We start from the raw sequence: 26,126 nt of genomic DNA, 5'->3' as shown, positions 1-26,126 counted from the left end.
TCGGTTGTCAGCGCACCGACTTTGCGGTCGCTGGACGTGCATCCGAGGCCATTCGCTGAGCGATCAGCGACGACCCCACACCGTGGATGACCAGACTGCCGATGATGGTGATGGTCATCGCGTAGAGGGTCTCCCCGGCGAAGTCGTCGTCGAGAGCGTTGAAGGCGAGAAGCCCGAACACGATCGACGCTGTCCCGCGGGGGCCGATTGCGCCGACGAGTAATCGGTCCGGCCGCGAGAGGTCGGACCCGGTGAGTGCGATGTAGACGGGCACGATTCGTACGACGGTCAAGGCGAGCAGCACGTACAGCACGATCAACCACTCGATCCCGAGCGACAGCAACAGCACCGACGTGCTCCCGAAGACAAACCACATCACCAGGCCGGCCAGAATGCCCACTTCGTCGAGCAGGCCCAATTGTTCGTCGCCCAGCTCTTGGTGATTTCGGGCCGCCCGGTAGGCGATGCCGCTGATGAATGCGGCCACAAAACCATTGCCGCCCAGGGTGACCGAGCACCCATAGGCGAGCAGTGGGATCATCACGATCCCGATCCTGAGTGACTGAGCTGTGGTGAGGTGTAGGCGCACAGCCGAATTGGTCAGCCACGCGCTGATCAGGCCCACGGCGGCGCCGGCCAGGATGGCGAATGCTGCCGCAGGAAACGCCGACTCGAGCGCTTCGATGGGCGTGGCGGCGTGCTCGTGGTCGCCGGCGAGCGTGAGAGCGAAGACGAAGATCGGTGCGACGATGCCGTCGTTGTATCCGCTCTCCACATTGATCACGTGGCGAACGCGCGTCGGAAGGCGTTTGTCACGCAAGATCGAGGACGCCGGCGAGAAGTCTGTGGGTACCACCACGCAGGCCACGATGAGCACCACGGCGACCGATAGATCTGGCAGGAGAAGGACTCCCAGCACCGTGGCGAGAATGAGCGAGAGAGGCAGGGCAATACAGAGCAGTCGTGCGGTGATGGCACGCTCACCTCCGAAGTAACCGCCTTTGACCTCAGTGGCATCGACGAACAGGAGCAGAGCCAGGATGAGTTCCACGGCTCGTTCGGCGATCACGGTGTTGAGTGTGTTGCCGATCTCGTTGCGAGTGCTGAAACCGATGGCGATGCCGGCGATGACCATCAGCAGGGGACCGGGTATCCGCCACCGTTCGAGCCGTCCGGCGAGAAGCGACCAGCCGATGATGACCACCATCGCGATGAGAATCGACGGCGTCATCGGGCGTTCCCATCAGGCTTCGGCACCTGAAAAGCGTAAATGCCTCAGCCCGGCGATGGGTGGGTCGCAACTTATTGATGTGCAGGTGCAGCTTGCGGCAGGTGTGGCCGGAGCTCACGCATGATTGCCTGCCGCGACTTTGCACCCACGATGCGCGCCCGCTCTTGGCCGTTGTGGAACAACACGAGCGTTGGCATACTCATGACCCGGTAACGCGCTGTCGTGACGGGATTTTCGTCGACATCCATCGCCACCACATCCACGACGTCCGCTTCGTCGACGGCGATGTGGTCGAGTACCGGCGCGATCATCCGACAGGGTGGGCACCAGTGGGCGGTGAATTCGACGAGCACAGGGCGGTCACCACCCAGGACGTCGCTGTCGAACGACGAATCCGATACGTGGACGAGGGGCATGATCAGTCCTCCAAAGGTGCAGACGGTTGATGCAGGGCTGTGGTCACAGTCGATTGACCTCGGCTACGAGGCGGTGGCGCGGATCGGCGTGGTCGCCACATTCACATCGCAGGACTGCGGTGATCCGGCCACCGCAGCCGCTGTGCCGGTAGACGACGTCGGGGAGCGCGCCGGACCCGAGGTGACGCTCGCCCCAATCGGACAGTGCGGACAGGACGGGCAGCAGATCGAGCCCCGCCTCCGTCAGCACGTACTCATCGCGAGATCGCCGCCGCGGTACCGAGTAGGGGCGGGTTGCGAGGATGCCGGCTTCGGTCAAACGGCGAAGGCGATCGGAGACCACCTGCCGGGGTGCGGTGGTGGCGCGCTGGATCTCGTCAAAACGTCGCAGACCCAGGGACACCTCCCGGACGATGAGCAGAGCCCAGCGATCACCCACGGTTCCGAGGACTGCTGCCACGCTGTCGATCATGGTTCACAGTCTAGACTATGAACCCAGCTGGAGATGAACTTCCGGCCCTGACTGGGTCAGGGCCGGAAGTGGGGTGTGAAAGACGGTCAGTTGCCGGCGAGTTTCGCCGAGTTCTGCGTGCAGTACGCGGGAACGGCGATGTTGATCAACGTTCGAGCCTTGTCTTCGCTGATGCCGGCATCCTCGGCCACCTTCTTTGTGGTGTCGGCGATGCTCGACCCGTTGGACAGTTCCGTGCAGGCCAGTTTGCCGGTCTCGATCTGCTTGGTGCGATCACCGAACGTCACATCCTGAGTCTTCAGAGCTTCGATGTAGCCGTCGTCCCGTAGATCCCCCGTGGCGTCCGAGACGTCACCGGCCACCTGCTTCGCGCTGTCCGTAGCTCGATCGGTGGCTTCCTGCACATCATCGCTGCTGCATGCGCCGGCGAACAACATGCAACCGATGAATGCCACCAGTGCCGCGAACTTCTTCATGTCTGCCTCATTTTTCCTTTGTGGGTGGTGCAAGAACGATAAAGGATCGCGGGGCGGGATCGATCCCGAACGGTTCGCGGCCGCACGCGTGGCCGCGCGATAGGAGACCCACCGCGCGGCACCCCACGTCACTTCTGTTGGTCGGCAACCTTGTTTGTCGCGTCCTTCGCATGCTCCTGCACGCCTTGGGCCGCAGATGTGCCCTCCTGCTTGACGGTGTCAGCAGCGTCGGTTGCTGTCTCCTTGACCGCTGCGGCCGCGTCCTGTGCCGGGCCCTGCAGATTCTGTGCGGCCTGCTTGGCCACCTCGGTGACCTCGTCTGTGAGGGGCTGAGCCTTCTCTTGGAGGGCCACTGCCGCCTGCTGCTCTTTCTCGCTGGCGGGGATGAGCGCAGACACCAGCAAGCCCGCGCCGAAGGCAATCAAGCCGGCGGCCAACGGGTTGCCCTGGGTCTGGGCCTTTGCCGCACCGGGTGCCGACTGCACGGCATCCTGAACGGTGCCGGACGCGGACTGAACCGCACCCGTCACCGACGATGCTGCCGAACTGGTTGTGGCCGAGGCATTCTGGGCGGAGTCCTGAGCCGAACCCATGACGCGCTCACGGACGCCGCTGAGCCGACCGGTCACGCGACCGACCTTTCGCTTGGCCATGGTGGCCGGATTGGCCTCGTACGCAAGGGTATCCACGTCTGAACTGAGCGCCGCGCGGGTGCGCTCGATCTCGGCACGAATCTGATCGGGGTCTGAACTGCTGGTCATGATCTCTCCTGGGGATGGGGCGTCAGTGCGCCGGGAATGTTCTTGACTGTGTCGGTGGTTTGCGGGAGTCCTTTGGCCTTGCGCAGTGCTGTCCGACCGAGGACGGCCAGAACACCGGCGATGATGGCCCAGATCAACATGACCACAAGGGCCGACCATGCGTGCCCGATCGCGTTGCCGAGCCCCCACCACAGGGCGATGGACAGGAACAGGAGTACGAAGTAGCCGGCCACCGCAGCGCCTGCCAGCATTCCTGAACCCTTGCCCACCCGGCTGGCGGTCTGAGTGGCTTCGGCTTTCGCGAGTGCGAGTTCCTGACGGACGAGAATGGACAGGTCTTCGCTCACATTCGAGAGCAGTTCGCCTATCGATGGCGGGTTTGTCTCGGCTCCCTCTCCGGCGTGTGCGCCGTACGGGGCGCTCATGGGTTCACGCCCGGGGCCGGCGGCTGCTGGTAGCCGGGCTGCTGCTGGTAACCCGGCTGTGCCTGGTAACCGGGCTGCGTTTGATATCCCGGCGCGACGGTGTACGGGGAGGCTCGGGTACGTAACCGGGCTGCGCAGGCGGCGCTGCATGCTGTCCGCTGCCGTAGCCGGCGACCGGGGGAGCTGCCTGGATCGGCGGGATGGGCGCGGTTTGCGTGTTGTCGGGGAGGTTCGCCGCACTGGGCGTTCCGCCCGCATTGGAGCCGCTGTCACTGTTGGCTGCGGTCAGTCCTCGACCGAGCCTCCCGGCCACGAGACCGGCACCTGCAGCCAAAGCCAAGAACATGCCGGGCTTGCGCCGGGCAAATCGGGTCACCTCGTCCAGGATCTGGCCGGGCTCCCTGTCGTCGAGCCACGATGCGACCGTCTGCGCGTGCTGGGCGGCCTGACGCGTGAGATCGGTTGCCATACCCTGATTCTCGGACTTGTCGGCCATCGATCCGAACTCGTCGGAGAGTGCCCGCAGACCACCGGCAACACGCTTCTGCTGCTCGGAAGCCTGCGTTGTCAGTTCGCCCTTGGTCTGGTGCAGCAGGTCTTTCGCCTGGGTCTTGGCCTCGCCGGCGACCTGCGACGCCTGATCGCCTGCGACCGATGCAACATGCTTACCGGCATCTGTCGCGCCACTTGCAACATCGCCTGCTTGCTGCTTGGCGACGTCCGCGGTTGACGTCTCACCAGAAGTCGGCGATGGCCCAGAACTCGGCGTCATCTGATCGTGGATGGGAATACCACTTGAAGATGTCATTGTGTGTCTCGCGTTCTCTCTAGTAAGTAGATGCAGAGATAGGCCGTCGGCTCCAACCTAAGGATCGATGTACCCAGATTTGCGAGCGTCAATCATCTGTCCGAAAGGCAACTTCTACGGAATCAGTCTGTTGCGCCATCTCTTCGAGATGAAACCGCGGCCTGGGTTCTGTCGTCTGAGGTAGGTGTCCAGTGTCGACACCCGAACCAGTCCGTGCTCGACTGCGAACAGGATCTAACGCTTTGACCATCCGTCACGATAGAAGGTGAATGAGGCTTCTCCGCGGGACCGAGCGTGGACAGCCTCGTCTGCCACAGCCATCTCGCAAACACCGTTGGGCTGTTGTTTTTCGCCTTGTGCGCTGGTGGTACACCCAGCCCTACGACTACGAATGGGCGCACACCTACGGTGAGTCGCGCACGTGGCTGTTGGTCACCCGTGTCTGCGCGATGATCTGCTGCCTCGTGTACGCGTTGTTCGGGGCACTCGTCATCTTGATCAACCCCTGCGGGTGCTTGTTGACCAACGGTCTTGTGCTGGCGGCAGCGATGGGCTTCGCGGTCTGTTCGGTCGCATGGTGGTTTGGTCCGTGGCCCCGCGAGAAGACCTCGGCATGGTTCGTCGTTTTCGTCGACGCGGCCATCACCACCTATTTGTTCGTCGGGGAGCCACTCGTGGCCCTTGCCCTGCTGAATCTGTTTGTGGTCCCGGGGATGTACGTGACTTTTGTTCACGGGCCCCGATTGATGTCCGCGCAGCTGGCCTACCTTTTTGTTGTCATCGTTGCCACGTACACGTACTCGGTGATGTCGCCTGGCACGTCCGTCCTGGTGGCCTCCGCGCTCGCACTCACCGCAATGTGCGCCGGACTCTCGACGAACATCCTCGCGCAGATCGCGCTCACATTCCTGCGTCGCGACGCGAAGGAGTCGTTCACGGACGCACTCACCGGCGTGTTGAACAGGCGTGGTCTGGCCGAGGCGTTGCAGCAGTCGCATGCTGTCTATCCGCCGTGGTCACCACTCACCGCGTTTGTGGTCGACATCGACAAGTTCAAATCGATCAACGACGCGCACGGCCACATCACCGGGGATGCCGTTCTGACGCGCACAGCGAACTGCCTTGCCGATTTGTGCCGGGGAGCTGACGCTCTCGCGAGAATCGGAGGCGACGAGTTCGCGATCTTCGCGCACCTCGATGCCAAGCAGGCCCAGGCCTTCGCCGAACGGATCCGGCAGAGTCTTGCGGGGGAGAAGGCACCGATTTCGTCTCCGTCAGCATCGGGACGGTCACGACGTTTGTGCCCTCGTGGCCCCCGCCGAACGGCGACATCGTCGATGTGATGGTCGGTAACGCCGACGCGGCGATGTACCGGGCCAAGAACGCAGGCGGCGGTCGGATCGTCGGTACGAACATGTGACTCGCTGGTGATCGCCCGGCGGGTAGGTCGCCGGGAATATACAGAACCGGGAGTTGCTGGGCGATCTGTTGACCTACCCTCGTTACCGACGAGTAACGCGCGCCGACAGCCGAGTGTGAACGATGAGCGTGGAGGTCGAGGTCTGATGGCATACATGGTGAGCGGTGGAACCGGCTTCCTTGGTCGGAACGTATTGCCAAAACTTCTCGAACGAGATCCCAAGTCTCAGGTCTATGTGCTGGTGCGCAAAGCTTCCGTCGAGCGGATGGAGCGGCTGGCAGCCACCTGGGTGGGCGGCGATCGGGTGGTTCCGATCGTCGGGGACCTCACCGCGCCGGGACTGGGCCTCGAGAAGCCGCCGCCGGCAGCAGATCACGTCCTGCATCTCGGTGCGGTGTACGACATGACCGCAAGCGCCGAGGAATCGAAGGCGGCCAATGTCGACGGCACCCGATCGATGATCGACCTGGCTCACGAACTCGACGCCACGTTCCACCACGTGTCCTCGGTGGCGGTGGCGGGCGACCATGCCGGAGTCTTCACCGAGGACGATTTCGACCTGGGGCAAGGGCTTCCCTCGCCGTACCACGAGACGAAGTTCATCGCCGAGCAGTTGGTTCGTCAATCACCGGGACTGAAGTGGCGGGTGTACCGGCCTGCAATCGTCGTCGGTAACTCGGAGACCGGCGAGATGGACAAGATCGACGGTCCGTACTACTTCTTCACCGCACTGAGAATGCTCAGCCGACTGCCGTCGTTTCTGCCCACCGCGGTACCTGACATCGGCACCACCAACATGGTGCCTGTCGACTACGTAGCCGCGGCGCTCGTGGAGCTCATGTTGCAGCCCGGCCTCGACGGGCGGGCCTTCCATCTGGTCAACCCGAAGCCCCAGTCGGTCCGCGAGGTCTACGGAGCACTGGCGCGTGCCGCAGGTGCGCCGATGGCGGTGGGCTCTGTACCGGCGCCGATCGCACGTCCGCTTCTCGGGCTCGGCGATCTACCGGGCGTGAAGATCGCGCGCGATCTCGTGCTCGACCAGATCGGGATACCGCCCGTGGTCATCGAACATCTCACGTTCCCCTCTCTGTTCGCCTCGGCGACCACAAGAGCTGCTCTGGCCGACAGTGGTCTGACAGTACCGAAGTTCGGATCGTATGCCGACAAGCTCTGGCGGTACTGGTACGACCACCTGGATCCGGATCTGGCCCGAAGGCCCAGTCCCGCAGGAGAACTCACAGACCGGGTCGTGATGATCACGGGTGCATCGTCGGGAATCGGTCTGGCCTCCGCGCACAAGATCGCCCAACGCGGAGCGACGGTCCTGCTCATCGCTCGCGGCGCAGAGGACCTACAGGCGGCAGTGGAAGACATTCGAGCAGAGGGAGGTTCGGCGTTCGGCTACCCGTGCGACATCACCGATCACGAATCGGTGGAGACCATGGTCAAGACGGCCCTCGACGAACACGACCACGTCGACTACCTCGTCAACAATGCCGGTCGTTCCATTCGGCGGAGCATCGCGCAGTCGACGGACCGGATGCATGATTTCGAACGAACCATGGCGGTCAACTACTTCGGGGCCGTTCGGTTGGTCCTCGCGCTGCTGCCATCGATGCGCGAACGTCGTTTCGGCCACATCGTGAACATCTCGTCCATCGGGGTGCAGAGCAAGGTGCCGCGGTTCTCGGCTTACGTCGCGAGCAAAGCGGCGCTTGATGCGTTCAGCGACGTGATCGCGTCGGAAACCCTGGACGACGGGATCACGTTCACCTCGATCCGGATGCCGTTGGTGCGGACTCCGATGATCGCGCCCACGACGATCTATCAATCGCTTCCTGTGGCCTCACCCGACGACGCGGCGAAGATGGTGGTCCGCGCGCTCGAGAAACGTCCCGACAGGATCGACACCCCGGTCGGTACCGCTGCCGAGTTCACCGGGTTGTTCGCGCCCCGCTTCAAACATCTCTTGTTGCATCAGGCCTACCGCCTGTTCCCGGACTCCGCCGCAGCCAAGGGTGCACCGGCGGATGACGGAGCCGCTTCGGCGGAGCCGTCGGCAGATCGTCAGGCGCGGTCGAGCCTGCCGGTCACCCCGCCGATCCCCAAGTCCGCGAAACGGATTGCGCGTCTCGTCCCCGGAATCTACTGGTAGGCGGTCAGCCCTCCATCCCTGTCATCCGAATGGTGATGTTGATCCGGCCCTGGGTCAGACCGCAACCGGATGGTGCGGTTTGCGGGTATATCTTCGTGACCCCGTGGTAGGCCAGCCGCGAAGGCCCCCGAAGACGAACAGATCGCCGGATTCGAGGTCGATGTCGGTGTACGGGCGAGTCCGGCTCTCGGTGTTCCCGAATCGGAATCGGCATGTGTCACCGATCGACAGGGAGACAACAGGCGCTCTGGAGAGCTCGTCCTTGTCCTGGTGCATTCCCATGCGAGCAGAGTCGTCGTAGTAATTGACGAGGGCGACGTCCGGCTCATAGGCCTCCCCGGACGGCGTGTGCTCGGCAGCGTCTGCGACTGCCTTGCGGCCGAGTCGGGCCATCCAGTCCGGGAAGTCGAGGACTCGCGCACCGTTGACATCGGTGGCCGTCCGACTGTACCGATACGGCTGCCAATGCCACCCGAGACACACCATCTGCACCGACATCTCACGACCACGCACCCGCGCCGCGCGGATGGGTACCGGTCCGGTCGCCCACTCGTTGAACTGCGCCACGAGCCACCGCTGCTGCTCGAGCGTCAACCAGGCCGGGATATGGACCGCGCCGGGTGCGAGCTCCCGGCGAGGCCGGTGGGGAAATCCCTCGCCGAGCAGGAGCTGATTCAATTGGTGGGCTCCTTTCAAGTCATTGCCGACGCCGGCCGGGCGGTACAAACGATTGTTCCGCCCCGAGGCGGATTCTGGCGATGAGCGGTTGACCGAGGTTCGGTTCGAACTGTGAACGCGTGTTCAGTAGCGTATTGGCATTCGGCAATTTGCCGACCGATGGTTGAGGAAGACGGGGAAGTCGTGCACGTCGAGGAGAAGTCTCCACGAGCTGTGACACCGCGGTGGAGTTTGCGCCGTGAGCTTGTTGTCACCGCCAGGCTCAACGCCGACAACGTCTGGGTCGCAAGCCTGCCGCCGGTGCTCTTCACGTTGACTGCCGCGCTGCGATTCGATCTCGATGCGATCGATCTGGCCGTCGCGATAGTCGCGAGTGTGCTGTGGTCGATGCTCTTCATCTATGTCTTCGACACCGCCAATCAAGCGGGCGGCTCCGAAGAAGACCATGCGAACAAGCCCTACCGCCCGATTCCGTCAGGCCTGGTCACGCCGGCGGGGATGTGGCGCAGGAACTACGCCGGCTCGGCCATCTTTGTCGGCCTCTCGGCAACGCTCGGTCTCACCACCTTTGTTGCCGCCGTCGTCTGGATAGCGACGGTGCAGATCACACACCGTTTCCTCAAGCCCCGGTTCTACATCTTGTGGAAGCCGGTCACGACGTGGGTAGGTGTGATCGCTCAGCTCGGGGGTTCGTGGGCGATAGCGCATTCACTGGACGCCACAGCCTGGTTCTGGATAGTCGCGTTGGCCACGATGTTCATCATCCCTCTCTCGATCGAAGATGTCCGGGACATGGGTGGTGACCGGATCATCGGACGGGTGACCCAGCCGCTGCTCTTCGGAGCCACCGCTGTGCGCACCTGGTTCGTGGTGATGATGGTGATCTGGCCGGCGGTCGGTTACCTGGTCCTGTTCCGCACCAGCGGAGGATCCGATGTCGCAGTCGCGATCGCCTCAGGCCTCATGGCGCTGTTGTGTTGGCCAACGGCCGTTCTCACCGCGATCCGCAACACTCGGTCACGGAACCGTCTGGCCTACAAGTTGTACAGCCTCGTCCACGTGGCGCTCACGATGTGCGCGGTGATCGTTCTGGCCTGAGCCCGCTTCGGCGGGATCGGCAGGAGGCCATGATGGTCGATTTACGGCACCGGTGGGATCGGTACTGGCATCATCAGACCTCGTGACGAAGACAGCATCACTCGTACGCATCGCAGCGGCCTACTCCATCGCCATCCTCGTGGCGGTCCTCTGGTTGGGATGGGGCCCGAAGACGGCATGGCTGTGGCTGGACACGTTGATTGCCGACGTTCTGGCGACCGTGGTCATCTTCGGGTTCAGCCGGTTCTATCGCAACTCCAGTTTTTACGACGCCTATTGGAGTGTCGTTCCGCCTCTCCTGATGATCTATTGGTGGGCCGGCGGCGATCTCGGCGTCGACGAGGTGCATTGCTGGTTGATCGCGATCGTGGTGACGCTCTGGGCAGTACGGCTGACGGCGAACTGGATTCACGGTTTTCCCGGCCTGCACCACGAGGACTGGCGGTACGGGATGCTGCGCGGTCAGGCCGGCCGATTCGAGTTCGTCACCGATCTTCTTGCCATCCACGTGATCCCCACCTTGCAGGTCTTCGCGGGAATGCTCCCGGTCTACATCGCCGTCACCCGTCCGGGTGACGACATCAGCTGGCTCACCGCGATCGCGTTCGTCGTGGGACTGGCCGCGGTGGGGCTCGAGCTCGTCGCCGACGCTCAGCTACATCGATTCGTTCGGGACGGAAGACCCGGAGAGGTGATGGACCGGGGTCTGTGGGGCTGGTCGAGACACCCGAACTACTTCGGGGAGTTCGGTTTCTGGTTTGCCTTGGCGCTGTTCGGGGTCGCTGTGTCGCCGTCTGATGCGTGGTGGTTGTTCCTGGGCGCCGCCGCAATGCTCGGGATGTTCTTGGGAGCCAGCATTCCGATGATGGAGAAGCGCAGTCTGGAACGCCGGGCGGGATACCAGGATGTGATCGACCGCGTACCGAGATTTGTCCCATGGCGTCCGCGACGGGTGACCGTGTGACACGCAAGCGAGTTGTCGTGGCCGGCCTCGGCGACAGCGGGGTGCTGACGGCGATTCACCTGGCGGGGCACGTCGATGTCGTGGGTATCTCGGTCAAACCTGGTCTCGTCAGCGGGCAGGAATTGGGAACGCGGTTGAGCCGACCGGACGACTGGTCTCGTGACTACTGGGTCTCCTTCGACCGCTTTCGGGGCCTCGATGGCGTTCGCACGGTCCACGGCACGATCACCGACGTCGACCTGGTGGCACGAAACCTGGCCGTGAGGAGTGCGGACGACTCGACGTCGATCGAATCGTATGACGCTCTGGTCATCTCGACAGGAGTCAGCAACGGATTCTGGCGTACACCCGTGATGCAGTCGCCCGACGAGGTCAGGGCCGGTCTGCTCGCAGCGCATGAACGGCTCGCTGCGGCACCATCTGTGATGGTGATCGGAGGCGGCGCGGCAGCTGTCAGCAGTGCGGCCAACGTGGCAGGCAGGTGGCCGGAGAAAAAGGTCAGCTTGTGGTACCCCGGCGAGAGAGCTCTTCCCCAACACCACATCCGAACCTGGCGCCGTGTTCGAGGCCGTTTGATGGACCTCGGAGTTCAGCTCCACCCTGGCCATCGTGCCGCCTTGGACGACGGGTTCGTCGGCGATGAGATCACTACGGGATCCGTCACGTGGACCACCGGGCAGGCTCCTGAGTCAGCTGACGCAGTGTTGTGGGCGGTCGGCCGCGTTCGTCCGAACACCGGCTGGCTGCCCGAAAGCGTGCTCGACGCTGAGGGATTCGTTCGCGTGAACGACCAGCTGCGAGTACCGGGGCACCCGGGTGTTTTCGCTGTGGGGGATGTGGCTGCAAGCGATCCCCTGCGTGGTTCGGCTCGGAACAGGGCCGACCGCCTCGTCGCTCGCAATGTTCGTGCGGAATTGGCGGGGCGTTCATTACGTGGTTACCGTCCGCGCAATCGGAGGTGGGGATCAGTCCTAGGCGTCCAACCGGACGGGCTCGAGGTGTTCACACCCTCAGGCCGCCCGTTTCGCTTCCCGGCCTGGTCGATCGACCGTGTGCTGCAACCGTGGATCGTCAGGCGTGGAATTTACGGGGGAGTGCGGGATCGTGACCCGGAAAGTTCCGGCGTCATCTCATGAATGGCCGTGTTGCATATAGCAAATCGGTCCGTCGCCATGAGGCGACGGACCGATTCGGGCGAACAATTGCGCTGCGGGCGCGAAGCCCGATCAGCGACTGATCAGGGCAGGCCGTTCAGGAAGAACTGGAGGACGTCGATGGCCCAGGGGTTGGTGTTGAGGAAAGTGTCGATGGCAGCGTCGAGCGACGTGTAGGTACTCATAGGACACATCTAAGCAAGAGTCTCCGAGACGCGCGACCGCTGCCCCGTCGACACGCCGGTTGGTCGGCGCGGTGCCCGCATGTCTCCCGCGTGTCCCGGGCCGAAATCCATTCACCGAGAACGCACCAGCTCCAAGATGGTGACCTCTGGCGGCGCGCCGACACGGGTTGGTGGCCCCCATGCTCCGGCGCCGCGTGTTGTGTACAAGGTGGTCTCGCCCACTCGGTCCAGGCCTTCTACGGACGGCTGTTGCAGCGGCACGAGGTAGCGGATCGGCCACATCTGACCTCCGTGGGTGTGACCGGAGAGCTGGAGATCGACACCCATGTCGGATGCCTCGAACGCCTGGCGCGGTTCGTGGGCCAGGAGTAGACCGAAGCGTTCGCGGTCCAGCCCGTCGAGTGCTCGGCCGAGGTCGGGCTCGTAGGGCTTCGGAGATGAGTAATCGTGGATGCCGATGATGTCGATGCGTGCGCCCCCTCGTTCGACCACGGCGTGCTCGTTGCGAAGCGTCCGGATGCCGAGCCTGTCCCACACGTCGAGCCACTGCCCCCCGTCGTCGGCATAGAACTCGTGGTTGCCACTGACGCCGTACACCCCGAGAGGCGCCGACAGCCGTTGGAGTGGTTGCAGGTCGCCGGCCACCTTCTCGACCGTTCCGTCGACGAGATCGCCCGCGATGGCAATGAGGTCTGGGCGTTCGGCATTCACTGTTTCCACCACGCGTGCGGTGAACTCGCCGCCGCGGGTGGGCCCCACGTGGAGATCGGAGATCAGAGCCACCCGCAATCCGTCGAACTCGTCGGGAAGCGCCGCGAGCGGCACGGTGACACGGACGACCTCAGGTCGTACCGCTTCGACCACTCCGTAGCTCGTCGTGGCAACGGCAGCTATCACCACTCCCACGGTGGCAATCCGGATCGCGCGAAGACGGGACGAATCGAACGACTCGCTCCGCGAGCCCCGAAGGCGCCGAACCATCCGCGCGACAAGGGATGCCAAGCCGATGATCGCAAGTCCGAGTACGAGGTAGAAGACCGTTCCCAGCCACACCCATCCGGCGAACCCGGGGGTGCGAGCCCACGACGGATCGAGCAGCTCGCCGCTGCCGACACCGATCATCGCCAGTACCCACAGCAGTCCGAGGAAGATGTCGACGATGATCGACCACGGGCGGGCAACGCCGGTGGCTCGGACAAGTCGCCGATGGAGCCAGTAGGACACCAGCGCCAGCAGTAGTGCGAAAACAAGAAACCGCGTCATGAATGCTCGGCGAGACAATCAGAGCGGGAGGCGGTGATCCGGGACGTCATTGTTCGAATTGTCGCAGACGGTTGACTGCATCCGAGACGCCCGAGGCGGTCAGCCCCGTCCGGCAGCAGCCCGCAACGGGGTGGGCGGGGCGTTGTCCACGAGATCATGGTTGACCCGATAGGCGGCCCGCATCCGATCCATGTCCTCGTCGCGCGCGAGATAGGCACTGCGGGTCAGCCGGTCAGGGTCCCCGGCCACGGCCAGCCGGACACGCGCGGCGACAGCCAGGAGTGGACCGACGCGACCCACGACGTGCTTGAGTCGCCCGTCGGGAATGTGCAACTCGTCGGCCGCGTCGTCGCCGATGAACACCCTCTGCAGCGATCGCATCAGCGTGGAGGCGGCCGCGTGGCGGATCCGTTGCGGTCCAGGCAACGCATTGGCGAGTTCTGGGATCAGATAGTCGTCGGTGAGTGCCACGACGAAGTCGCGGTCGTCTTCACCGGGCCCGGGTGAGGTCAACCGGTACAGTTCCTCGATCCGGATCTGATCGGACTCGCTGACCGGGTTGAGCCGCTCGTCCATCCCGACGACATGTCCGACGTATCTCCACAGGTGGTAGATGTCTGCGAGTTCGCGGTCTGTGAACCGAACGCCCAACTTGTGCATCGCATCGATGGCGATGTGGCCGAACTCGGCGAGCGTGAACGCCATGTAGGGCTGGGGGATGGGTACTCCCCATGCGGCCTGGTCCCACACCTCCAGATCCCGAAGAGCGCGGCGCACATGCGCATGGATCATCCGAACCCGCACGGTGTACGCAAAGCCGTCGCCGCCACGACGCATTCCCCCGGGTGTGATCACATTGCGCAGCCACTCGCCGACCTCGACCGATCGAATGGCCGGCTGAGATACGTACCGGCCTGTCAGTGCCAGCGGCTTCCCGGCGATGGTGTTACATGCACCTCGCACCAGAGATGCTGCCCCCAGCACGATTCCCAGCGCGGCGGTGTGACGTATCAGTGCATCTGCGGCATGGTCGAGCCGCTCATGGTCCACCCAGTCGGGTTCGGTGTCCAGGAATGTGAACAGATCCTGCAGAGACCGCGGGGCGTCCGGCATCGCCCGAACACCGTCGGCGAGTGCAGTCCACACCGCTTCGGTTGCCGAGGAGGCCGACGTCCCAGAGAAGTCGTCGTTCACGACGGCATCCGCCAGGTCGTCGCCCAGCCACATGGCCTCGAGCCATACCCGACCGGCGTCGCCGAATCGAGCTACCGCCACATCGGTATTCACCAGGTCATTCGGTGGAACTGAAGTCATGATCTCAGTCAAACACGAGGAATCCTCACTTACTATTCACTTTTGTGACCACCCAGAAGGCCCGTGCGACTCCGCCACATCGACGCGTGACGCCGCGACAGAAACGCGGGGTCGAGATGCGTGAGGCGCTGCTGGAGGGAACCGTCGAGCTTCTCCGGCGCGAGCCCGCGCGTCGACCGACAACCCAGCAACTGGCGCAGTTTGCACACGTCAGCATCGGTACGGTGTATCGCTACTTCGCGGATATGGACGCCATCATCGACGACCTACGAAAGACCGCGGTTCACGAGATCACCACAGAGCTGGCAACCGGCGTCGGTAGCGCGATGGACAAGGATCCGATGGATGCCATGGTGATCGTGGTGGAAACCCTCACTTCTGCGTTCGAGAGACACGCCCCTGTGCTCCGCGCTTCATTTGCCTCGGATGAGGCGGAGTTCGGTGACGCCTGGCGCGAGGTCGAGGGCCCTCTGATACCGCTGGCCCGTGTCCTCCCCGCCCGTCTGCGTCCCGACCTCGAGGGCGGGGCGCTCGACGACCTCGTCTTCCTCACGATGGGCGCGACCGCAAGCCTCTGTCTGCGCATCGCTCTACTGCGACCTGATCGATCAGACCGACAAAATCTGATCTCGACCGGCGCGCGAATGTTGCTCGCCGCTTTCGATCCCACCTGACACGTAATCGGAGACGTATTTTCACGGTCCGGCCCGGTCATCTGATGGTCGTGGAGAGGGCTGATGTCTTCGCAGCCACAGTTTTTCGGGAAGCGAATTCGACACAACACCGAATGCCCTCGACCTCAACGTCGATCTGTCCACTAGTGTCGAATCAGACATTTCGTTTTTCGGGAAAGGGAGTTCATGCCGCAAGGCTCTCTTCGCCACCGATTGGGTGTGGATCGACCTTCACCTCTCCTGAAACAACTCCCGTTCGTTGCGCTCTTTTCGGTGGCGGTGGTCCTCAGTGGGACCATCCCGACGCTGGTCGTCAGCGATGCGCGGGTGCTGGTGAGCGCTGTGGTGGTCACAGTGATCGCAACCGTTCTCGCAGTTGCCTTCTCCCGAGACGAGTCGTTGTACAGGTATGGCTTCATAGTTCCCACGCTCGATCTGTTCGCATGTGGCGCGCTTCGCTTCTCGACGGGAGAGAGCAGGTCGATCTTCGCTTCTCTGCTGATACTCCCGGTGATCTGGTTCGCCAGTTCAGAGGGCCGTCGATTCATCTTCTATTCGTTCCTGGGCGTGTGTGCGGCTCTTCTTGTGCCGTTTGCACTGGGCACGAGTGTGTCCGACAATCCCAACGAGTTGTGGCGCGGATTGTTCAGTGCGTTCGCATTCACATTCGCAGCGACCGTGGTGAACGAATTGTCGCGGTTGTCGAGAAAGAAACTGTCTGTCATCCAACGGCGAGAGCGTGCGACGACCAGTGAACTCGACCAGGCTTCGCGGGTTCAGCAGGCACTGTTGCCGAAGAGCGGAACACCACTACCGAGCTATCAGGTTGCGGGCGCATGCATTCCGTCCACCGCGATCGGAGGCGACTTCTTCGACTGGTATCCCATACGCGGGGGTCTGGGTTTCACTCTCGGGGACGTGATGGGCAAGGGTGTCGGTGCGGGCATCATCGCGGCGACAGCCCGGGCTGTCGTGCGAAGCGCCCGCAACGATGAGGACCCGGTTGTCGCTTTTACACGAACCGCAGATTGCCTTGCAACCGATCTGGGTGACACCGAATCGTTCGCAACCCTCTTCCACGCCAGGATTCGCGCCGAGGACGGCCGGATGCTCTACGCCGATGCCGGGCATGGACTGACACTGGTCGCTCGTGCCGACGGATCGTGGGAGCGACTCGGGTCTCATGACCTACCGCTCGGGCTCGGACTCGACGACGATTGGACGATGCAAGAACTGTTCCTCCAGCCGGGGGACATGGTGGTGTGCTTCAGCGACGGTGTTCTGGATCTGTACGACGGATCGATGGCCGCGGTCGACCACGTCGCAGCCGTTGCCGTGGCAGCATCGTCCGCCAGCGAAATCGTGGATGCGATCTCTGGTATGGCATCCCGGACGAACAATCCCGACGACGTGACCGTGGTGGCACTTGCCAGGCTCCCGGCACCGACGGGCCTGCCGACAGGGGACTCACACGCCTAGAGCCTGTTGGATCGTCGGCCACGAACGATGCAGATCGCCGTTCCAATAGCCCCAGGAATGCAGGCCTTCTCGGTAGTCGAACGTGATGTCTACGCCCGCCGCCTCGGCCTTGGTCTCGAAGGTACGGGTGCAGGCCAACGCAGCTGCCTCGAGAGCTCCGCCGACGGGTGAGGCAAGCCCCGCCACGCCCATCGACCAGTCCGGCACGCCGCTTCCGACCGCGACGTACAGCGGTTTGCCGCGCAGGGCACCGATATTCGCGCCTGGATCGTGGGCGAGCCACGCCTCGTTGTACGCCGGGCCCCACATGTTGGCCGGATTCCCGCCGCGAGTCATCACGCTTGCGGTGGTGGCATTCTGGGCGGCCTGGTCTCCGAGGTCGAGGCAGCCGCTGAAAAGCGCAGCGCCGCTGTAGAGATCAGGGTTCCGCACGGCCAGCATCAATGCGCCGGTGGCACCCATCGACAACCCTTCGATGGCATTGCGCCCGTTGCCCTCGAACGTCGAGTCGATGAGCGGGGGAAGTTCGCGGGTGAGGAATGTTTCCCACTTGTTCCTGCCCAGCGCGGGATCGTCCTGTTTCCAATCGGTGTAGTAACTGCCGGTGCCGCCGATGGGAAGCACGACGTTGACGTTCTTGTCTGCCATGAACTCCACGACGTCCGTGTACTGGGTCCATCCGCTCTGGCTGTAGCCCGAGTAGATACCGGCGTCGATGCCGTCGAGCATGTAGAGCGCCGGGCGTGGGGTAGCGGCTCTCGGCCGCGCCGGCAACAGCACATCAACACGAACGGTCCGGCGCATCATCGGCGAGTAGACGGTGAGCTTTGCTCGTTGAGGCGTCACCATCACCAACGTGTCGATGCGCGCAGGCGCCGCAAGGCCGTCAGCCATCGGTGCCGTCATCGCCGCAGGGGCTGCCGCAAGCTCACTTATGACACAGAAGATCACAATGGCCACAATGGCCGAAAACCGCCGTCTCACTTACTGATTCCCCCGTGCCGTCGATACTGGGCTCCCGACCCCGCGACAGTAAACCACGTGCCCAGGTCGACTGCCTGAAGGTCGCGACAACCGATCAACCGCACGGTGCAGCGATAAACGTCGGACAACAGATGTGCTCACATGAGCTGCATGGTGCAGAGCGGTTGCCTACGCTGGTTGAGCAGCCACTTCGGCTACCTCGACTCGAAGGTGAATCCAATGACGAATCGGCCAAACCCTCTGACGGTGTTTCTCGCCGACTCTCCTTCGGCTGAAGAGCCGGCGCGCGCTGTCGCACGCATTGCGCTCGGATCGGCCTTGGTGTTCGCGGGTATCGGACACCTGACGTTTGCGCGCCAGGACTTCCAAGCGCAGGTACCGGACTTCGTGCCATTCGGCCCGGACGTGACCGTTCTCGCATCAGGTGTGGTCGAGATCGCGTTGGGAACCTCGACCGTCTTCCTCAAACGCCGCCGAGCCGCTGTCGGTCTGGTGCTGGCCGCGTTCTTCGTCGCGGTGTTTCCGGGCAACCTGGCGCAGCTGATCAACCACCGTGATGCGTTCGGGCTCAACACCGACCAGGCCCGTGCCACACGTCTGCTCTTCCAGCCGGTGTTGATCGCGTGGGCGCTCTGGTCCACCGGAGCGTGGTCGGCGCTTCGCAGGCAGCGGGCGGGTCACCCCTCGTAGCTCGCCTACGTCCGACGGTGGACCGTCGATCCGTCAGCGATCGCTGTCACCCGCCCGCTGAAGCCTATGGAGCTGCCGGTGCCGAAGACGCTCCACTCATGGCCGGGGGTGTGGTCGTCGCCGAAGGAATGTCCAACGCAGGTACCTCGGTGCTCACTTGCGACTGTTCTGCAGTGGGCGTGGTGGTTGCAGGGCTGTCGGTGGGCGTGACGGTCCCAGTCGCCGCCGGCCCCGTCGCGGACGTCGGCCCGCTGGGCGCGGAGTCCGTCGCCGATGGGTCGGAGCTCGGATCAACGCTTTCGGGCGCGGTTGCCGTCTCAGGGATGTCGGACGGAAGCACCGATGGGGTTTGCGCCGCCAGCAATGCGGCGTCGGTGACCTTGGCCGATCCGTCCGGCACCGGTGAGCCCGAGGCGGTGACCACCTGGGTCTTGGCGGTGACAGGCGGGGTGCTGCGTAGCGCCTGCGTCACCTCTTCTCGCCCATCGCGGAGTCCGCGGCCCCAGTTCTCCCAGGTGTGCCCGCCGTAATTGGGTAGGACGACCACGTTGGCGCCGCTTTGTCTGGCCTGCATCTGCATCAAGATGGTCGACACCGCCGACAACATCTCCAAGGCGATGGCGCTGATCTGATCCTGCGGCGCCAGGTGGGCGAGTTCACCGGGTGTCAGCAAGCCGTTACCCGAGGAGATGATCAGGACCTGCCCGTTGTCCTTCAACTTGCTGACGTTCTTCGAAGGGTCGTTCTCGGTCCACTGCGCGCTGCCGGGGGACCCCACATGTTGAGGATGCCGTTTGTGTAGTTGGAGACCAACGTCTGAGACGCGAAGACACCGAGAGCGCCCAGCGGATTGTCGGTTTGGTAGTAACCCGACATCGCCTGCACGACTTTGAACTGCTCGGGGTGACGTTCGGCCAGGGTGACCGCCGGTCCGGCCGACATCGACAAGCCGATGATTGCGTTGTTGGACGGGCTCACGCCGAAGTTCTGTGCGAGATAAGCGGGCAATTCATCGGTCAGGAACGTTTCCTGCCTGATGGTGCTGTTCTGGTCGCCCGCGCCGCCGTTCCAGTCGGTGTAGAAGGAGGATGCGCCGCCCACGGGCATCACCAGCGTGGTGTCGGTGGTGTGGTCGTAGACGTCCGCGGCTCTCACGTCGGTTGTCCACGCCGAACGATCCTCGCGGGCCCGCATGCCGTCGAGCAGATACACGCCCTGGTCACTGCCCTGCGACGCGCGGATCTGGACCGTGACCCACTTGTTCTGCGACGGGGACCAGACCTGGCAGTTCTGGACGAAGCTGCCGGATGAGTCCCACGAACAGCCATCTCGCAGCACTTCTGGATGGCCGGTCAGCGCGGATGCGGACGTGAATGTGAACAAGAACGAACTCGCGGCCGTCAACCCGATACTGAGCACGGCCACAACGGCACTCATGACCAGCACGCGGGGCCTGCGACGCCCACCGGACCTGCCGGGCTGCTTGTCGGTCGAGTCGATTTCCCAAGCTGGAACGACATTGCCGCTGGGGATTGCAGGTGAGGGCATGCGGGGACTGGCTCCTTGATCTCGGTCCCCGACGACTGAGGCACTGTATTAGATGTCGTCTTCGGGCGGTGACGCGTTACCCGTCGAACGGAATCTTCTCTGGTGCCGCCAGTGCCGTCGCTCGACACTGGAGATTTGCCCACTATAGGGCCCAGCACGCCGACACAGGTCGTCGATCCGCAAATTCGTGCGCTGGATTGTTCGATGGCGTGGATGAGACACCACGAGGTCCGGTGCTCGCGGACGGCGTATCCGTTGCTACTCCGGATGCGTGCTGCCGTCGGGCGACGTTGAAACGGGCGGGTTTGTCACTCGATTTGGAGCGCGAGCGAACCCGGATTGCATATTTGTAATCACCCCGCGAAGGCCCGGCGACGACGCAGACATCACTGCAGGAAACGCCGCCCGTCGTCGAGCCGGTAGCCGGCCAAAGCTGCGAACCCAGTTGAACGACCTGTCGGCGCCTGCATTCCCTGCAATCGCCGAGGCATTGCGAATGCAGATCAATGATCGCGAAACTGGGTTCTTGGACGTGTATCACCCTTGCTGGTCGATCGGCGAGACGAGTAGACATGAGCTTTGGTGTCTCACAAGGATTCTCGTGGACATGATCGACGCAACTGTCATTCAACTGGTCGTGAACCCTGGCTCATCGCTGACTGTATGCGGCAGGGTCATGAGCCTGACGCGCTGGTTCGCGGACCCAGTCGCTAGCACAGCTCGTTACCAGAACGATGTTTCCGAACCTGCAAACACGCGTGAAGAGGTTCGGTAAATCACAGTTCGACCAGCATGACCGAATTGGCGATCTGGTAGCGGACTTTCTGTGTTTAAATTGCGCATCAGACGATTAGTGGGGAATTGCATTTGGTGAACGGCGAGACGGACTGGCAGCGGCCGCTGCGGGCGAACCAGTCCTGACGTCGAACAACCGGGTTTTGGGGTATGCAGTGCCACGGAAGGGATCCGTGAGTGTGAAGACGCGTGAAGATTGCGGGCGAGGTGGCTGTGCTGATACACCACACCCAGCTCAGAGCTGAAGTCGAGGACCGGGGTATGTCGGATACTCGCACCTGGAAGGATCCCAAACGCCACCTGTGGCCGCTTTGTCTACTCGTGCCTGCCGGGCCGTTCATCGCGTGCCTCCTGGCGAACACCGTGTCGGGGCTGCTCTGGGGTTTCGGTGGTTACCTGCTGCTCGTGGTCGTCCCTCTCCTCGACCTGATCCGCGGGCCCGACCGTGCCGGACCGCCGGATGATGCGGTGCGGACGCTGTCCGCGGACCGGTACTACCGGTGGTGCACCTACATCTTCGTCCCGCTCCAGTACGCGGGTCTGTTCTTCGGCTTCTGGTGCCTTGCCTTCGCGGACATGACCAGGGGTGAGCGCGTTGGCCTTTCGATCACACTGGGCATGAGTGCTGCAATCGGTATCAACGCCGCTCACGAGTTGGGCCACAAACGCGAGAAATTGGAGCAGAGCCTGGCCAAGATCGCGTTGGCGCAGTCGGTATACGGGCACTTCTACGTCGAACACAACGTCGGCCACCACGTCAAGGTCGCAACCCCTGCAGACCCGGCGAGCGCGCGATTCGGCGAGTCTTTGTTCGCGTTCTATCCCCGCGCGCTCTATGGAGGACTCGTCTCGGGTATCGAGCTCGAAACCGCTCGTCTACATCGTCAGGGCCACCGATTCTGGAACTGGCGCAACACAATTCTGCAGTCCTGGTCGGTGAGTGTCGCGATTGTCGTTGTCATCGTCGCAGCCTTCGGGTGGGCGATGCTGCCATATTTCGCGCTGCAGGCGGTCATTGGCATGCTTGTACTCGAAGCCGTGAACTACATCGAGCACTACGGATTGCTGCGAATGCCCACTCCGGACGGGAGATTGGGAAAGGTTCGTCCCGAGCACAGTTGGAATGGTGACCACCTCGTCAGCAACGTGGTCTTGCTCAACTTGCAACGGCACTCCGATCACCACGCGCGCGCCGGACGGCGGTACCAGGCCCTTCGTAGCTGCAGCGAGGCCCCTCAATTTCCTGCGGGCTACGCCATGATGGTGGTTCTGGCGTTCTTCCCGCCGCTGTGGCGGAAGGTGATGGATCCCCGCGTGCTCGGTCATTACAACGGCGACCTTTCCAAGGTGAATGTTCACCCGCCGAAGGCCGACAAAATCGAGCAGCGCTACGGCGCTGCGTTAGCCGGGAGTTCTGCCAGATGAGCGCAGTCAACGCGGTGCGCGGAACTGTCCGCTCAGGTCGGCGATTCGGACAACGTGGCGATGCACGTCATCAGCCTGTGGCTGAAGCAACGCACGTCCGCTTCGCCGACGAGGACGAAATCGCGCGGTGGGACGAACTGATCCTGCTGAGCCCAGACGAGGGCACCGTCTATCGCGGTCGCGCCAACATCGACGGCATGGCCTTACAGGGTGCCAGGCCCATCTATCTCATCGTGGGCGGTTACGCAGTGACGGCGTTCCAGGTGGACGTGCCGCTGGTGGGAGCGCTCTGGGTGCTTTTCGGACCACCTGTCCTCGACGTTCACGATCTGATCCGGTCTGGCCGCGCAGTTGCTGCGTTCGGGGCAGAGAACGGGATCACCGCGGTTCGGGTGCGTTCCCAACTGAAGGCGAATGCAGACGACGCCAAAATCCTTCGTGCCCAAGGTTTTATCCGGGTGCCGACGTGGTTGGACGACAGCACGGTCATCGTGGATCTACGCGGCTCCGAACTCGACGTGCAGGCTCGCTTCAAGAAGCGAGCGCGAAAGTCGATCCGTCGTGCAGCGCAGGAAGGTGTCACGGTCGAACGGGTCCCGGCCACCGACGAGAACTGCCGCATCCTGTACGAGATGCTCGACGCCACCAGCGGTGGCCGGTTCAGGATCCCCGGCCTCGAGACGTCGACTGCGCTGTTCCAGCAGTACGAAGCGTCGGGCGACGGTCAGCTGTTCCTGGCTCGGCACCAGGGCGAGGTGGTGGTCGGCGCATTCGTCTCGAAATTGGGCAAGAATGCGCTGTACCTGGGGGCGGGCTCGATTCGCAAGCGCCCTGGCGACCCGTTCCTGTGTGGACTGGGAGGTAGCCGCGCGGCGTACGCGCTGCAGTGGGAGATCATGCAATGGGCGCGGGAGCAGGGATGCGAGCGATATGACCTCGACGGGACACCGTCGACGTCGACCATTTCCGATCCATCTCACCCCCGCCACGGTGTGGGCCAGTTCAAGACCGCGTTCAGTGAACAAATCACCGACTACCTCGGCGCCTACCAGATAGCCGTTCGTCCCCGGCGGGCATGGACGCTGCGGCAACTCGAGATACTCACGTCACTGATCGACGAATCGCCACGGCTGAATCGGCTACGCGGTCGTCCGGTGCGTCCGAATCCGGACTACGTGTGGCTCGAGCATGGACCTGTCTGGAGCAGGTTACGTCGCCTGGGATGAGCTGCCGTTTCCCGGCCGTTCAACTCGAGTGTTGCTGCGCAACACTTTCGAGAACTTCGTGTGACGGTTTGGCGCAGGGGCGCAGCTGGAGCTGTGGGCCCATCGAGTATTGAGGGCATACTGACTCCCGTGTCTGCGCCCGTTCCCGCACCGGTTGTTCTCGTCCACGGGATTCGTGTCAGCGGGGCATCGTTGCACCGAATTGCTGCCGCGCTCCCCGACCGCGAAGTGGTGTTCCCGGATCTGCCCGGTCATGGCAGACGGGTGGGGGAGACGTTCACGCTCGCAAGTGCCGTTGACACGGTGGTCAAGGCCATCGAAAAGCTCGGGCCACCCGCGATCGTTGCAGGCATGTCGATGGGCGGCTACGTCTCGATGGCCGTCGCGGGCAGGCGTCCAGATCTGGTCAGTGGGTTGGTGGCGATGTGCGCGACCGCACAACCCAGTCCGTTCTATGCGGCCCCGTTTCGGGCGTTCGGGGCGGCGACCGCGTACCTACCCGAGCAGGCAGCGGCCATCAGCAGGTGGCTCACCCGAGCATCGGTCGGGCGCCGAGTCGCTGACGACATGGAAGTCGGTGGCCTCGCATTGGCATCGATCAAAGATGTTGTCGCCGAGGTCTCCCGTTTCGATGCTCTGGGCGAACTCGCGCGGTATCCAGGTCCGATCGAATTCATCAATGGCGGCTGGGACCAGTTTCGCGTCAATGAACGCCGCTTCGAAGCGATTTCGCCCCGTGCTCATCTGACCGTGATACCGCGCGCCAGTCATTTGTTCCCGCTCATCCAGCCGGATGTCACGGGCAGAGCGATCGCCACGTTTGCACGAGCGGTCGACGCAGGCGCCCTCAGATCCGTTTCAACGCCGGACGCGTTCCGGCGGACATCCGGTGGCGGCTGACGTGGCAGTGGTCAGGCGACTGTCGAAAAGCGTTGCTACACCGAATCTCTCACACGGAGCTAGCTGTGGGGGAGAGGTCGGCCCAGCGCTGTCCCCAGGGCATGGCTTGTTCGAGGTGTCCTGCGAGACGCAGGAGCATGGCTTCACCACCGAGCTGAGCGGTGAACTGCACACCCATCGGAATGCCTTGCGGGGTCCAGTGGAGTGGTAGCGACAGCGCGGGACGCCCGGTCAGGTTCGCCAATTGTGTGTAGGGCACCCAACTGAGGTTGTCCTGGATCATGTTGTCCACCAACGGGGCATGCCGCAGAAGGCCGGCTGTACGAGTTCTCAGAAGAGCGGCCGCCGCCATGCGCGCTGGGCGGGGAGTGTCGAACGCCCCGATGCGTGGCGGAGGCTCGGCCAGCGTTGGCGTCATCAGCAGGTCATGCTTGTCGAAGTACGCTGACAACTTTCGTACATGGTCGTGTCGGCGCATGACCGCATCGACGTACTCGACACCGCTGTGGGCTCGCCCCAGCGCGGCCATCACACGCGTGTCGACTTCGAAATCGGAGTCGCTGCAACCGGATCGGCGCTTGGCGTCGTCCATTTCCCAAGCCAGGTACACAAACCAGGTCAGCAGGAAGTCGCGGGCCAACGCCAGGTCGTCGAACGGCTGCCGGTCCAGGATCTCCACGTCGTGTCCGAGGTCGCCAAGAACTTTCGCGGTGGCGTCGACCGCCGCCACCGCTTCTGAATGGGGATCGGGATTGATGCCCGATGTGGAGCAGACGCCGATTCGTAGCCGTCCGGGATCGGCACCCACCTGTGAGAGGTAGGTGTCAGGCGGGACGGAAGGCAGGAACGGGCCGCTCGGCTCGCCCCCGGCGAGTACATCGAGCATCGCCGCAGTATCCCGTACCGAGCGGGAGACAACGCCTTGTGCGGCGGCGCCGTGCATTGCCTCACCGATGGCTGGACCCATGGGGAGGAGCCCGCGGCCCGGCTTGAGACCGACGAGTCCGCAGCAGGCGGCCGGGATCCGGATAGAGCCACCGCCGTCGTTGGCACCGGCGACCGGAACAATGCCGGCAGCAACAGCCGCGGCGGATCCGCCCGACGAACCTCCAGGTGTCCGGGTCAGATCCCATGGGTTGCGCGCGGGCCCGAACAGTTCGGGCTCGGTGATTCCCCTGGCGCCGAACTCGGGGGTGTTGGTCTTGCCGAAGATGACGAGTCCGGCGTCGAGCCATCGCTGGACCACGGTGGAATGCTCGCTCGCGAGAACGTTTGCGAGTGATCGCGAGCCGCTGCTGCTCGGAAGGCCACGATAGTCCTGAGCCAGGTCCTTGATCAGGAACGGGACGCCGCTGAATGGGCCCGCCCGTTCATCGACAACGTGATCTTCGGCCTGTGAGTTCATGAAGCGGACGATTGCGTTGATCTGAGGGTTCACCTCATGTGCCCGCTGCTGCGCGATATCGAGGAGCTCGCCGGCCGTCACGTCACCGTCTTTGACGAGTTGAGCGAGTCCGAGTGCATCGAAATCCTGATACTCATCAAAGCGCATACAGCGAACGATAGTTCCCCGCCGTCAAAGCCG

22 protein-coding genes and 2 pseudogenes are annotated in these 26,126 nt (G+C 63.4%); 11 read left to right on the top strand and 13 right to left on the bottom strand.

Going from position 1 to position 26,126, the window contains the following annotated elements; all coding sequences use genetic code 11:
• Positions 1–7: 7 nt before the first annotated feature.
• From MVA47_RS17430 to MVA47_RS17400, 7 genes are all read right to left on the bottom strand, one after another.
• Positions 8–1,231, bottom strand: coding sequence for a sodium:proton antiporter (locus tag MVA47_RS17430; RefSeq protein ID WP_247208908.1), 1,224 nt, complete (start codon positions 1,229–1,231; stop codon positions 8–10).
• Positions 1,232–1,302: 71 nt separating this feature from the next.
• Positions 1,303–1,647, bottom strand: coding sequence for a thioredoxin (gene trxA / locus MVA47_RS17425; RefSeq protein ID WP_247208907.1), 345 nt, complete (start codon positions 1,645–1,647; stop codon positions 1,303–1,305).
• 43 nt (positions 1,648–1,690) lie between these two features.
• Positions 1,691–2,119, bottom strand: coding sequence for a helix-turn-helix domain-containing protein (locus MVA47_RS17420; RefSeq protein ID WP_247208906.1), 429 nt, complete (start codon positions 2,117–2,119; stop codon positions 1,691–1,693).
• Between the two features lie 86 nt (positions 2,120–2,205).
• Positions 2,206–2,595, bottom strand: coding sequence for a DUF732 domain-containing protein (locus MVA47_RS17415; RefSeq protein ID WP_023958213.1), 390 nt, complete (start codon positions 2,593–2,595; stop codon positions 2,206–2,208).
• 128 nt (positions 2,596–2,723) lie between these two features.
• Entirely contained in the window at positions 2,724–3,356 is a 633-nt protein-coding gene (locus MVA47_RS17410) for a DUF3618 domain-containing protein (RefSeq protein ID WP_247208904.1), read from the bottom strand.
• Positions 3,353–3,781, bottom strand: a complete 429-nt coding sequence (locus tag MVA47_RS17405) for a phage holin family protein (RefSeq protein WP_023958217.1) — start codon at positions 3,779–3,781, stop codon at positions 3,353–3,355. Before MVA47_RS17405 ends, MVA47_RS17410 begins: the two co-directional genes overlap by 4 nt.
• 4 nt (positions 3,782–3,785) lie before the next feature.
• A complete protein-coding gene (locus MVA47_RS17400; RefSeq protein WP_247208902.1) occupies positions 3,786–4,589 on the bottom strand; it encodes a hypothetical protein in 804 nt (267 codons plus the stop codon).
• A gap of 356 nt (positions 4,590–4,945) precedes the next feature.
• Between MVA47_RS17400 and MVA47_RS27075 the strand changes: the two genes are divergently transcribed.
• Positions 4,946–5,932, top strand: a complete 987-nt coding sequence (locus MVA47_RS27075; RefSeq protein WP_247208900.1) for a diguanylate cyclase domain-containing protein — start codon at positions 4,946–4,948, stop codon at positions 5,930–5,932.
• 219 nt (positions 5,933–6,151) lie between these two features.
• Entirely contained in the window at positions 6,152–8,164 is a 2,013-nt protein-coding gene (locus MVA47_RS17390; protein WP_247210870.1) for an SDR family oxidoreductase, read from the top strand.
• Positions 8,165–8,168: 4 nt separating this feature from the next.
• Here MVA47_RS17390 and MVA47_RS17385 read toward each other — a convergent pair.
• Positions 8,169–8,830: pseudogene (locus tag MVA47_RS17385) on the bottom strand (alpha-ketoglutarate-dependent dioxygenase AlkB).
• A gap of 171 nt (positions 8,831–9,001) precedes the next feature.
• Here MVA47_RS17385 and MVA47_RS17380 point away from each other — a divergent pair.
• From MVA47_RS17380 to MVA47_RS17370, 3 genes are all read left to right on the top strand, one after another.
• Positions 9,002–9,940 (top strand): UbiA family prenyltransferase, encoded by a 939-nt coding sequence (locus MVA47_RS17380; RefSeq protein WP_247208899.1) that lies wholly within the window; start codon positions 9,002–9,004, stop codon positions 9,938–9,940.
• An 82-nt stretch (positions 9,941–10,022) separates the two neighbouring features.
• Complete coding sequence (locus tag MVA47_RS17375) at positions 10,023–10,904, top strand: DUF1295 domain-containing protein (protein WP_247208898.1); 882 nt, start codon at positions 10,023–10,025, stop codon at positions 10,902–10,904.
• A complete protein-coding gene (locus MVA47_RS17370) occupies positions 10,901–12,040 on the top strand; it encodes an FAD-dependent oxidoreductase (protein ID WP_247208897.1) in 1,140 nt (379 codons plus the stop codon). The genes MVA47_RS17375 and MVA47_RS17370 overlap by 4 nt, the downstream gene beginning before the upstream one ends.
• Before the next feature lie 314 nt (positions 12,041–12,354).
• Here MVA47_RS17370 and MVA47_RS17365 read toward each other — a convergent pair whose 3' ends face one another.
• Both MVA47_RS17365 and MVA47_RS17360 read right to left on the bottom strand, forming a co-directional pair.
• The gene (locus MVA47_RS17365; RefSeq protein ID WP_247208895.1) at positions 12,355–13,506 is read right to left on the bottom strand and encodes a metallophosphoesterase; all 1,152 of its coding nucleotides are present in this window, start codon (positions 13,504–13,506) and stop codon (positions 12,355–12,357) included.
• A 99-nt stretch (positions 13,507–13,605) separates the two neighbouring features.
• Positions 13,606–14,820, bottom strand: a complete 1,215-nt coding sequence (locus MVA47_RS17360; RefSeq protein ID WP_247208893.1) for an oxygenase MpaB family protein — start codon at positions 14,818–14,820, stop codon at positions 13,606–13,608.
• 116 nt (positions 14,821–14,936) lie between these two features.
• Between MVA47_RS17360 and MVA47_RS17355 the strand changes: the two genes are divergently transcribed.
• Both MVA47_RS17355 and MVA47_RS17350 read left to right on the top strand, forming a co-directional pair.
• Positions 14,937–15,494, top strand: a complete 558-nt coding sequence (locus tag MVA47_RS17355; RefSeq protein ID WP_247210867.1) for a TetR/AcrR family transcriptional regulator — start codon at positions 14,937–14,939, stop codon at positions 15,492–15,494.
• Positions 15,495–15,713: 219 nt separating this feature from the next.
• Positions 15,714–16,973, top strand: coding sequence for a PP2C family protein-serine/threonine phosphatase (locus MVA47_RS17350; RefSeq protein ID WP_247208892.1), 1,260 nt, complete (start codon positions 15,714–15,716; stop codon positions 16,971–16,973).
• Here the strand turns inward: MVA47_RS17350 and MVA47_RS17345 are convergent.
• Entirely contained in the window at positions 16,962–17,879 is a 918-nt protein-coding gene (locus MVA47_RS17345; protein ID WP_247208891.1) for an alpha/beta hydrolase family protein, read from the bottom strand. The two genes, MVA47_RS17350 and MVA47_RS17345, sit on opposite strands and share 12 nt — an antisense overlap.
• 297 nt (positions 17,880–18,176) lie before the next feature.
• Here MVA47_RS17345 and MVA47_RS17340 point away from each other — a divergent pair, with 297 nt between their 5' ends.
• Positions 18,177–18,647: a hypothetical protein gene (locus MVA47_RS17340; protein ID WP_247208889.1), complete on the top strand. Its 471-nt coding sequence runs from the start codon at positions 18,177–18,179 to the stop codon at positions 18,645–18,647.
• A gap of 64 nt (positions 18,648–18,711) precedes the next feature.
• On the opposite strand, the pseudogene MVA47_RS17335 reads toward MVA47_RS17340, so the two are convergent.
• Positions 18,712–20,195 (bottom strand): annotated as a pseudogene (locus tag MVA47_RS17335) (alpha/beta hydrolase-fold protein).
• A gap of 1,056 nt (positions 20,196–21,251) precedes the next feature.
• Between MVA47_RS17335 and MVA47_RS17330 the strand changes: the two are divergent.
• The 3 genes from MVA47_RS17330 to MVA47_RS17320 all read left to right on the top strand — a co-directional run bounded on the left by MVA47_RS17330 (position 21,252) and on the right by MVA47_RS17320 (position 24,541).
• Positions 21,252–22,415: an alkane 1-monooxygenase gene (locus tag MVA47_RS17330; protein ID WP_247208887.1), complete on the top strand. Its 1,164-nt coding sequence runs from the start codon at positions 21,252–21,254 to the stop codon at positions 22,413–22,415.
• Positions 22,412–23,641, top strand: a complete 1,230-nt coding sequence (locus MVA47_RS17325) for a peptidoglycan bridge formation glycyltransferase FemA/FemB family protein (RefSeq protein WP_247208886.1) — start codon at positions 22,412–22,414, stop codon at positions 23,639–23,641. The genes MVA47_RS17330 and MVA47_RS17325 overlap by 4 nt, the downstream gene beginning before the upstream one ends.
• Positions 23,642–23,770: 129 nt before the next feature.
• The gene (locus MVA47_RS17320; RefSeq protein WP_247208885.1) at positions 23,771–24,541 is read left to right on the top strand and encodes an alpha/beta fold hydrolase; all 771 of its coding nucleotides are present in this window, start codon (positions 23,771–23,773) and stop codon (positions 24,539–24,541) included.
• Between the two features lie 49 nt (positions 24,542–24,590).
• Here the strand turns inward: MVA47_RS17320 and MVA47_RS17315 are convergent, their stop codons facing one another.
• Positions 24,591–26,093 (bottom strand): amidase, encoded by a 1,503-nt coding sequence (locus MVA47_RS17315; protein WP_247208884.1) that lies wholly within the window; start codon positions 26,091–26,093, stop codon positions 24,591–24,593.
• Positions 26,094–26,126: the final 33 nt, after the last annotated feature.

Origin of the sequence: Williamsia sp. DF01-3, assembly GCF_023051145.1 — a bacterium.
GTDB lineage: Bacteria > Actinomycetota > Actinomycetes > Mycobacteriales > Mycobacteriaceae > Williamsia.
This window is presented reverse-complemented; position numbering and strand designations above follow the sequence as displayed.

Excerpts from the sequence above, each read along its gene's own strand:
- MVA47_RS17430 (WP_247208908.1), bottom strand. The coding sequence starts at position 1,231 with ATGACGCCGTCGATTCTCATCGCGATGGTGGTCATCATCGGCTGGTCG.
- trxA (WP_247208907.1), bottom strand. The coding sequence starts at position 1,647 with ATGCCCCTCGTCCACGTATCGGATTCGTCGTTCGACAGCGACGTCCTG.
- MVA47_RS17420 (WP_247208906.1), bottom strand. The coding sequence starts at position 2,119 with ATGATCGACAGCGTGGCAGCAGTCCTCGGAACCGTGGGTGATCGCTGG.
- MVA47_RS17415 (WP_023958213.1), bottom strand. The coding sequence starts at position 2,595 with ATGAAGAAGTTCGCGGCACTGGTGGCATTCATCGGTTGCATGTTGTTC.
- MVA47_RS17410 (WP_247208904.1), bottom strand. The coding sequence starts at position 3,356 with ATGACCAGCAGTTCAGACCCCGATCAGATTCGTGCCGAGATCGAGCGC.
- MVA47_RS17405 (WP_023958217.1), bottom strand. The coding sequence starts at position 3,781 with ATGAGCGCCCCGTACGGCGCACACGCCGGAGAGGGAGCCGAGACAAAC.
- MVA47_RS17400 (WP_247208902.1), bottom strand. The coding sequence starts at position 4,589 with ATGACATCTTCAAGTGGTATTCCCATCCACGATCAGATGACGCCGAGT.
- MVA47_RS17380 (WP_247208899.1), top strand. The coding sequence starts at position 9,002 with ATGGTTGAGGAAGACGGGGAAGTCGTGCACGTCGAGGAGAAGTCTCCA.
- MVA47_RS17365 (WP_247208895.1), bottom strand. The coding sequence starts at position 13,506 with ATGACGCGGTTTCTTGTTTTCGCACTACTGCTGGCGCTGGTGTCCTAC.
- MVA47_RS17360 (WP_247208893.1), bottom strand. The coding sequence starts at position 14,820 with ATGACTTCAGTTCCACCGAATGACCTGGTGAATACCGATGTGGCGGTA.
- MVA47_RS17355 (WP_247210867.1), top strand. The coding sequence starts at position 14,937 with ATGCGTGAGGCGCTGCTGGAGGGAACCGTCGAGCTTCTCCGGCGCGAG.
- MVA47_RS17345 (WP_247208891.1), bottom strand. The coding sequence starts at position 17,879 with ATGACGGCACCGATGGCTGACGGCCTTGCGGCGCCTGCGCGCATCGAC.
- MVA47_RS17340 (WP_247208889.1), top strand. The coding sequence starts at position 18,177 with ATGACGAATCGGCCAAACCCTCTGACGGTGTTTCTCGCCGACTCTCCT.
- MVA47_RS17330 (WP_247208887.1), top strand. The coding sequence starts at position 21,252 with ATGTCGGATACTCGCACCTGGAAGGATCCCAAACGCCACCTGTGGCCG.
- MVA47_RS17325 (WP_247208886.1), top strand. The coding sequence starts at position 22,412 with ATGAGCGCAGTCAACGCGGTGCGCGGAACTGTCCGCTCAGGTCGGCGA.
- MVA47_RS17315 (WP_247208884.1), bottom strand. The coding sequence starts at position 26,093 with ATGCGCTTTGATGAGTATCAGGATTTCGATGCACTCGGACTCGCTCAA.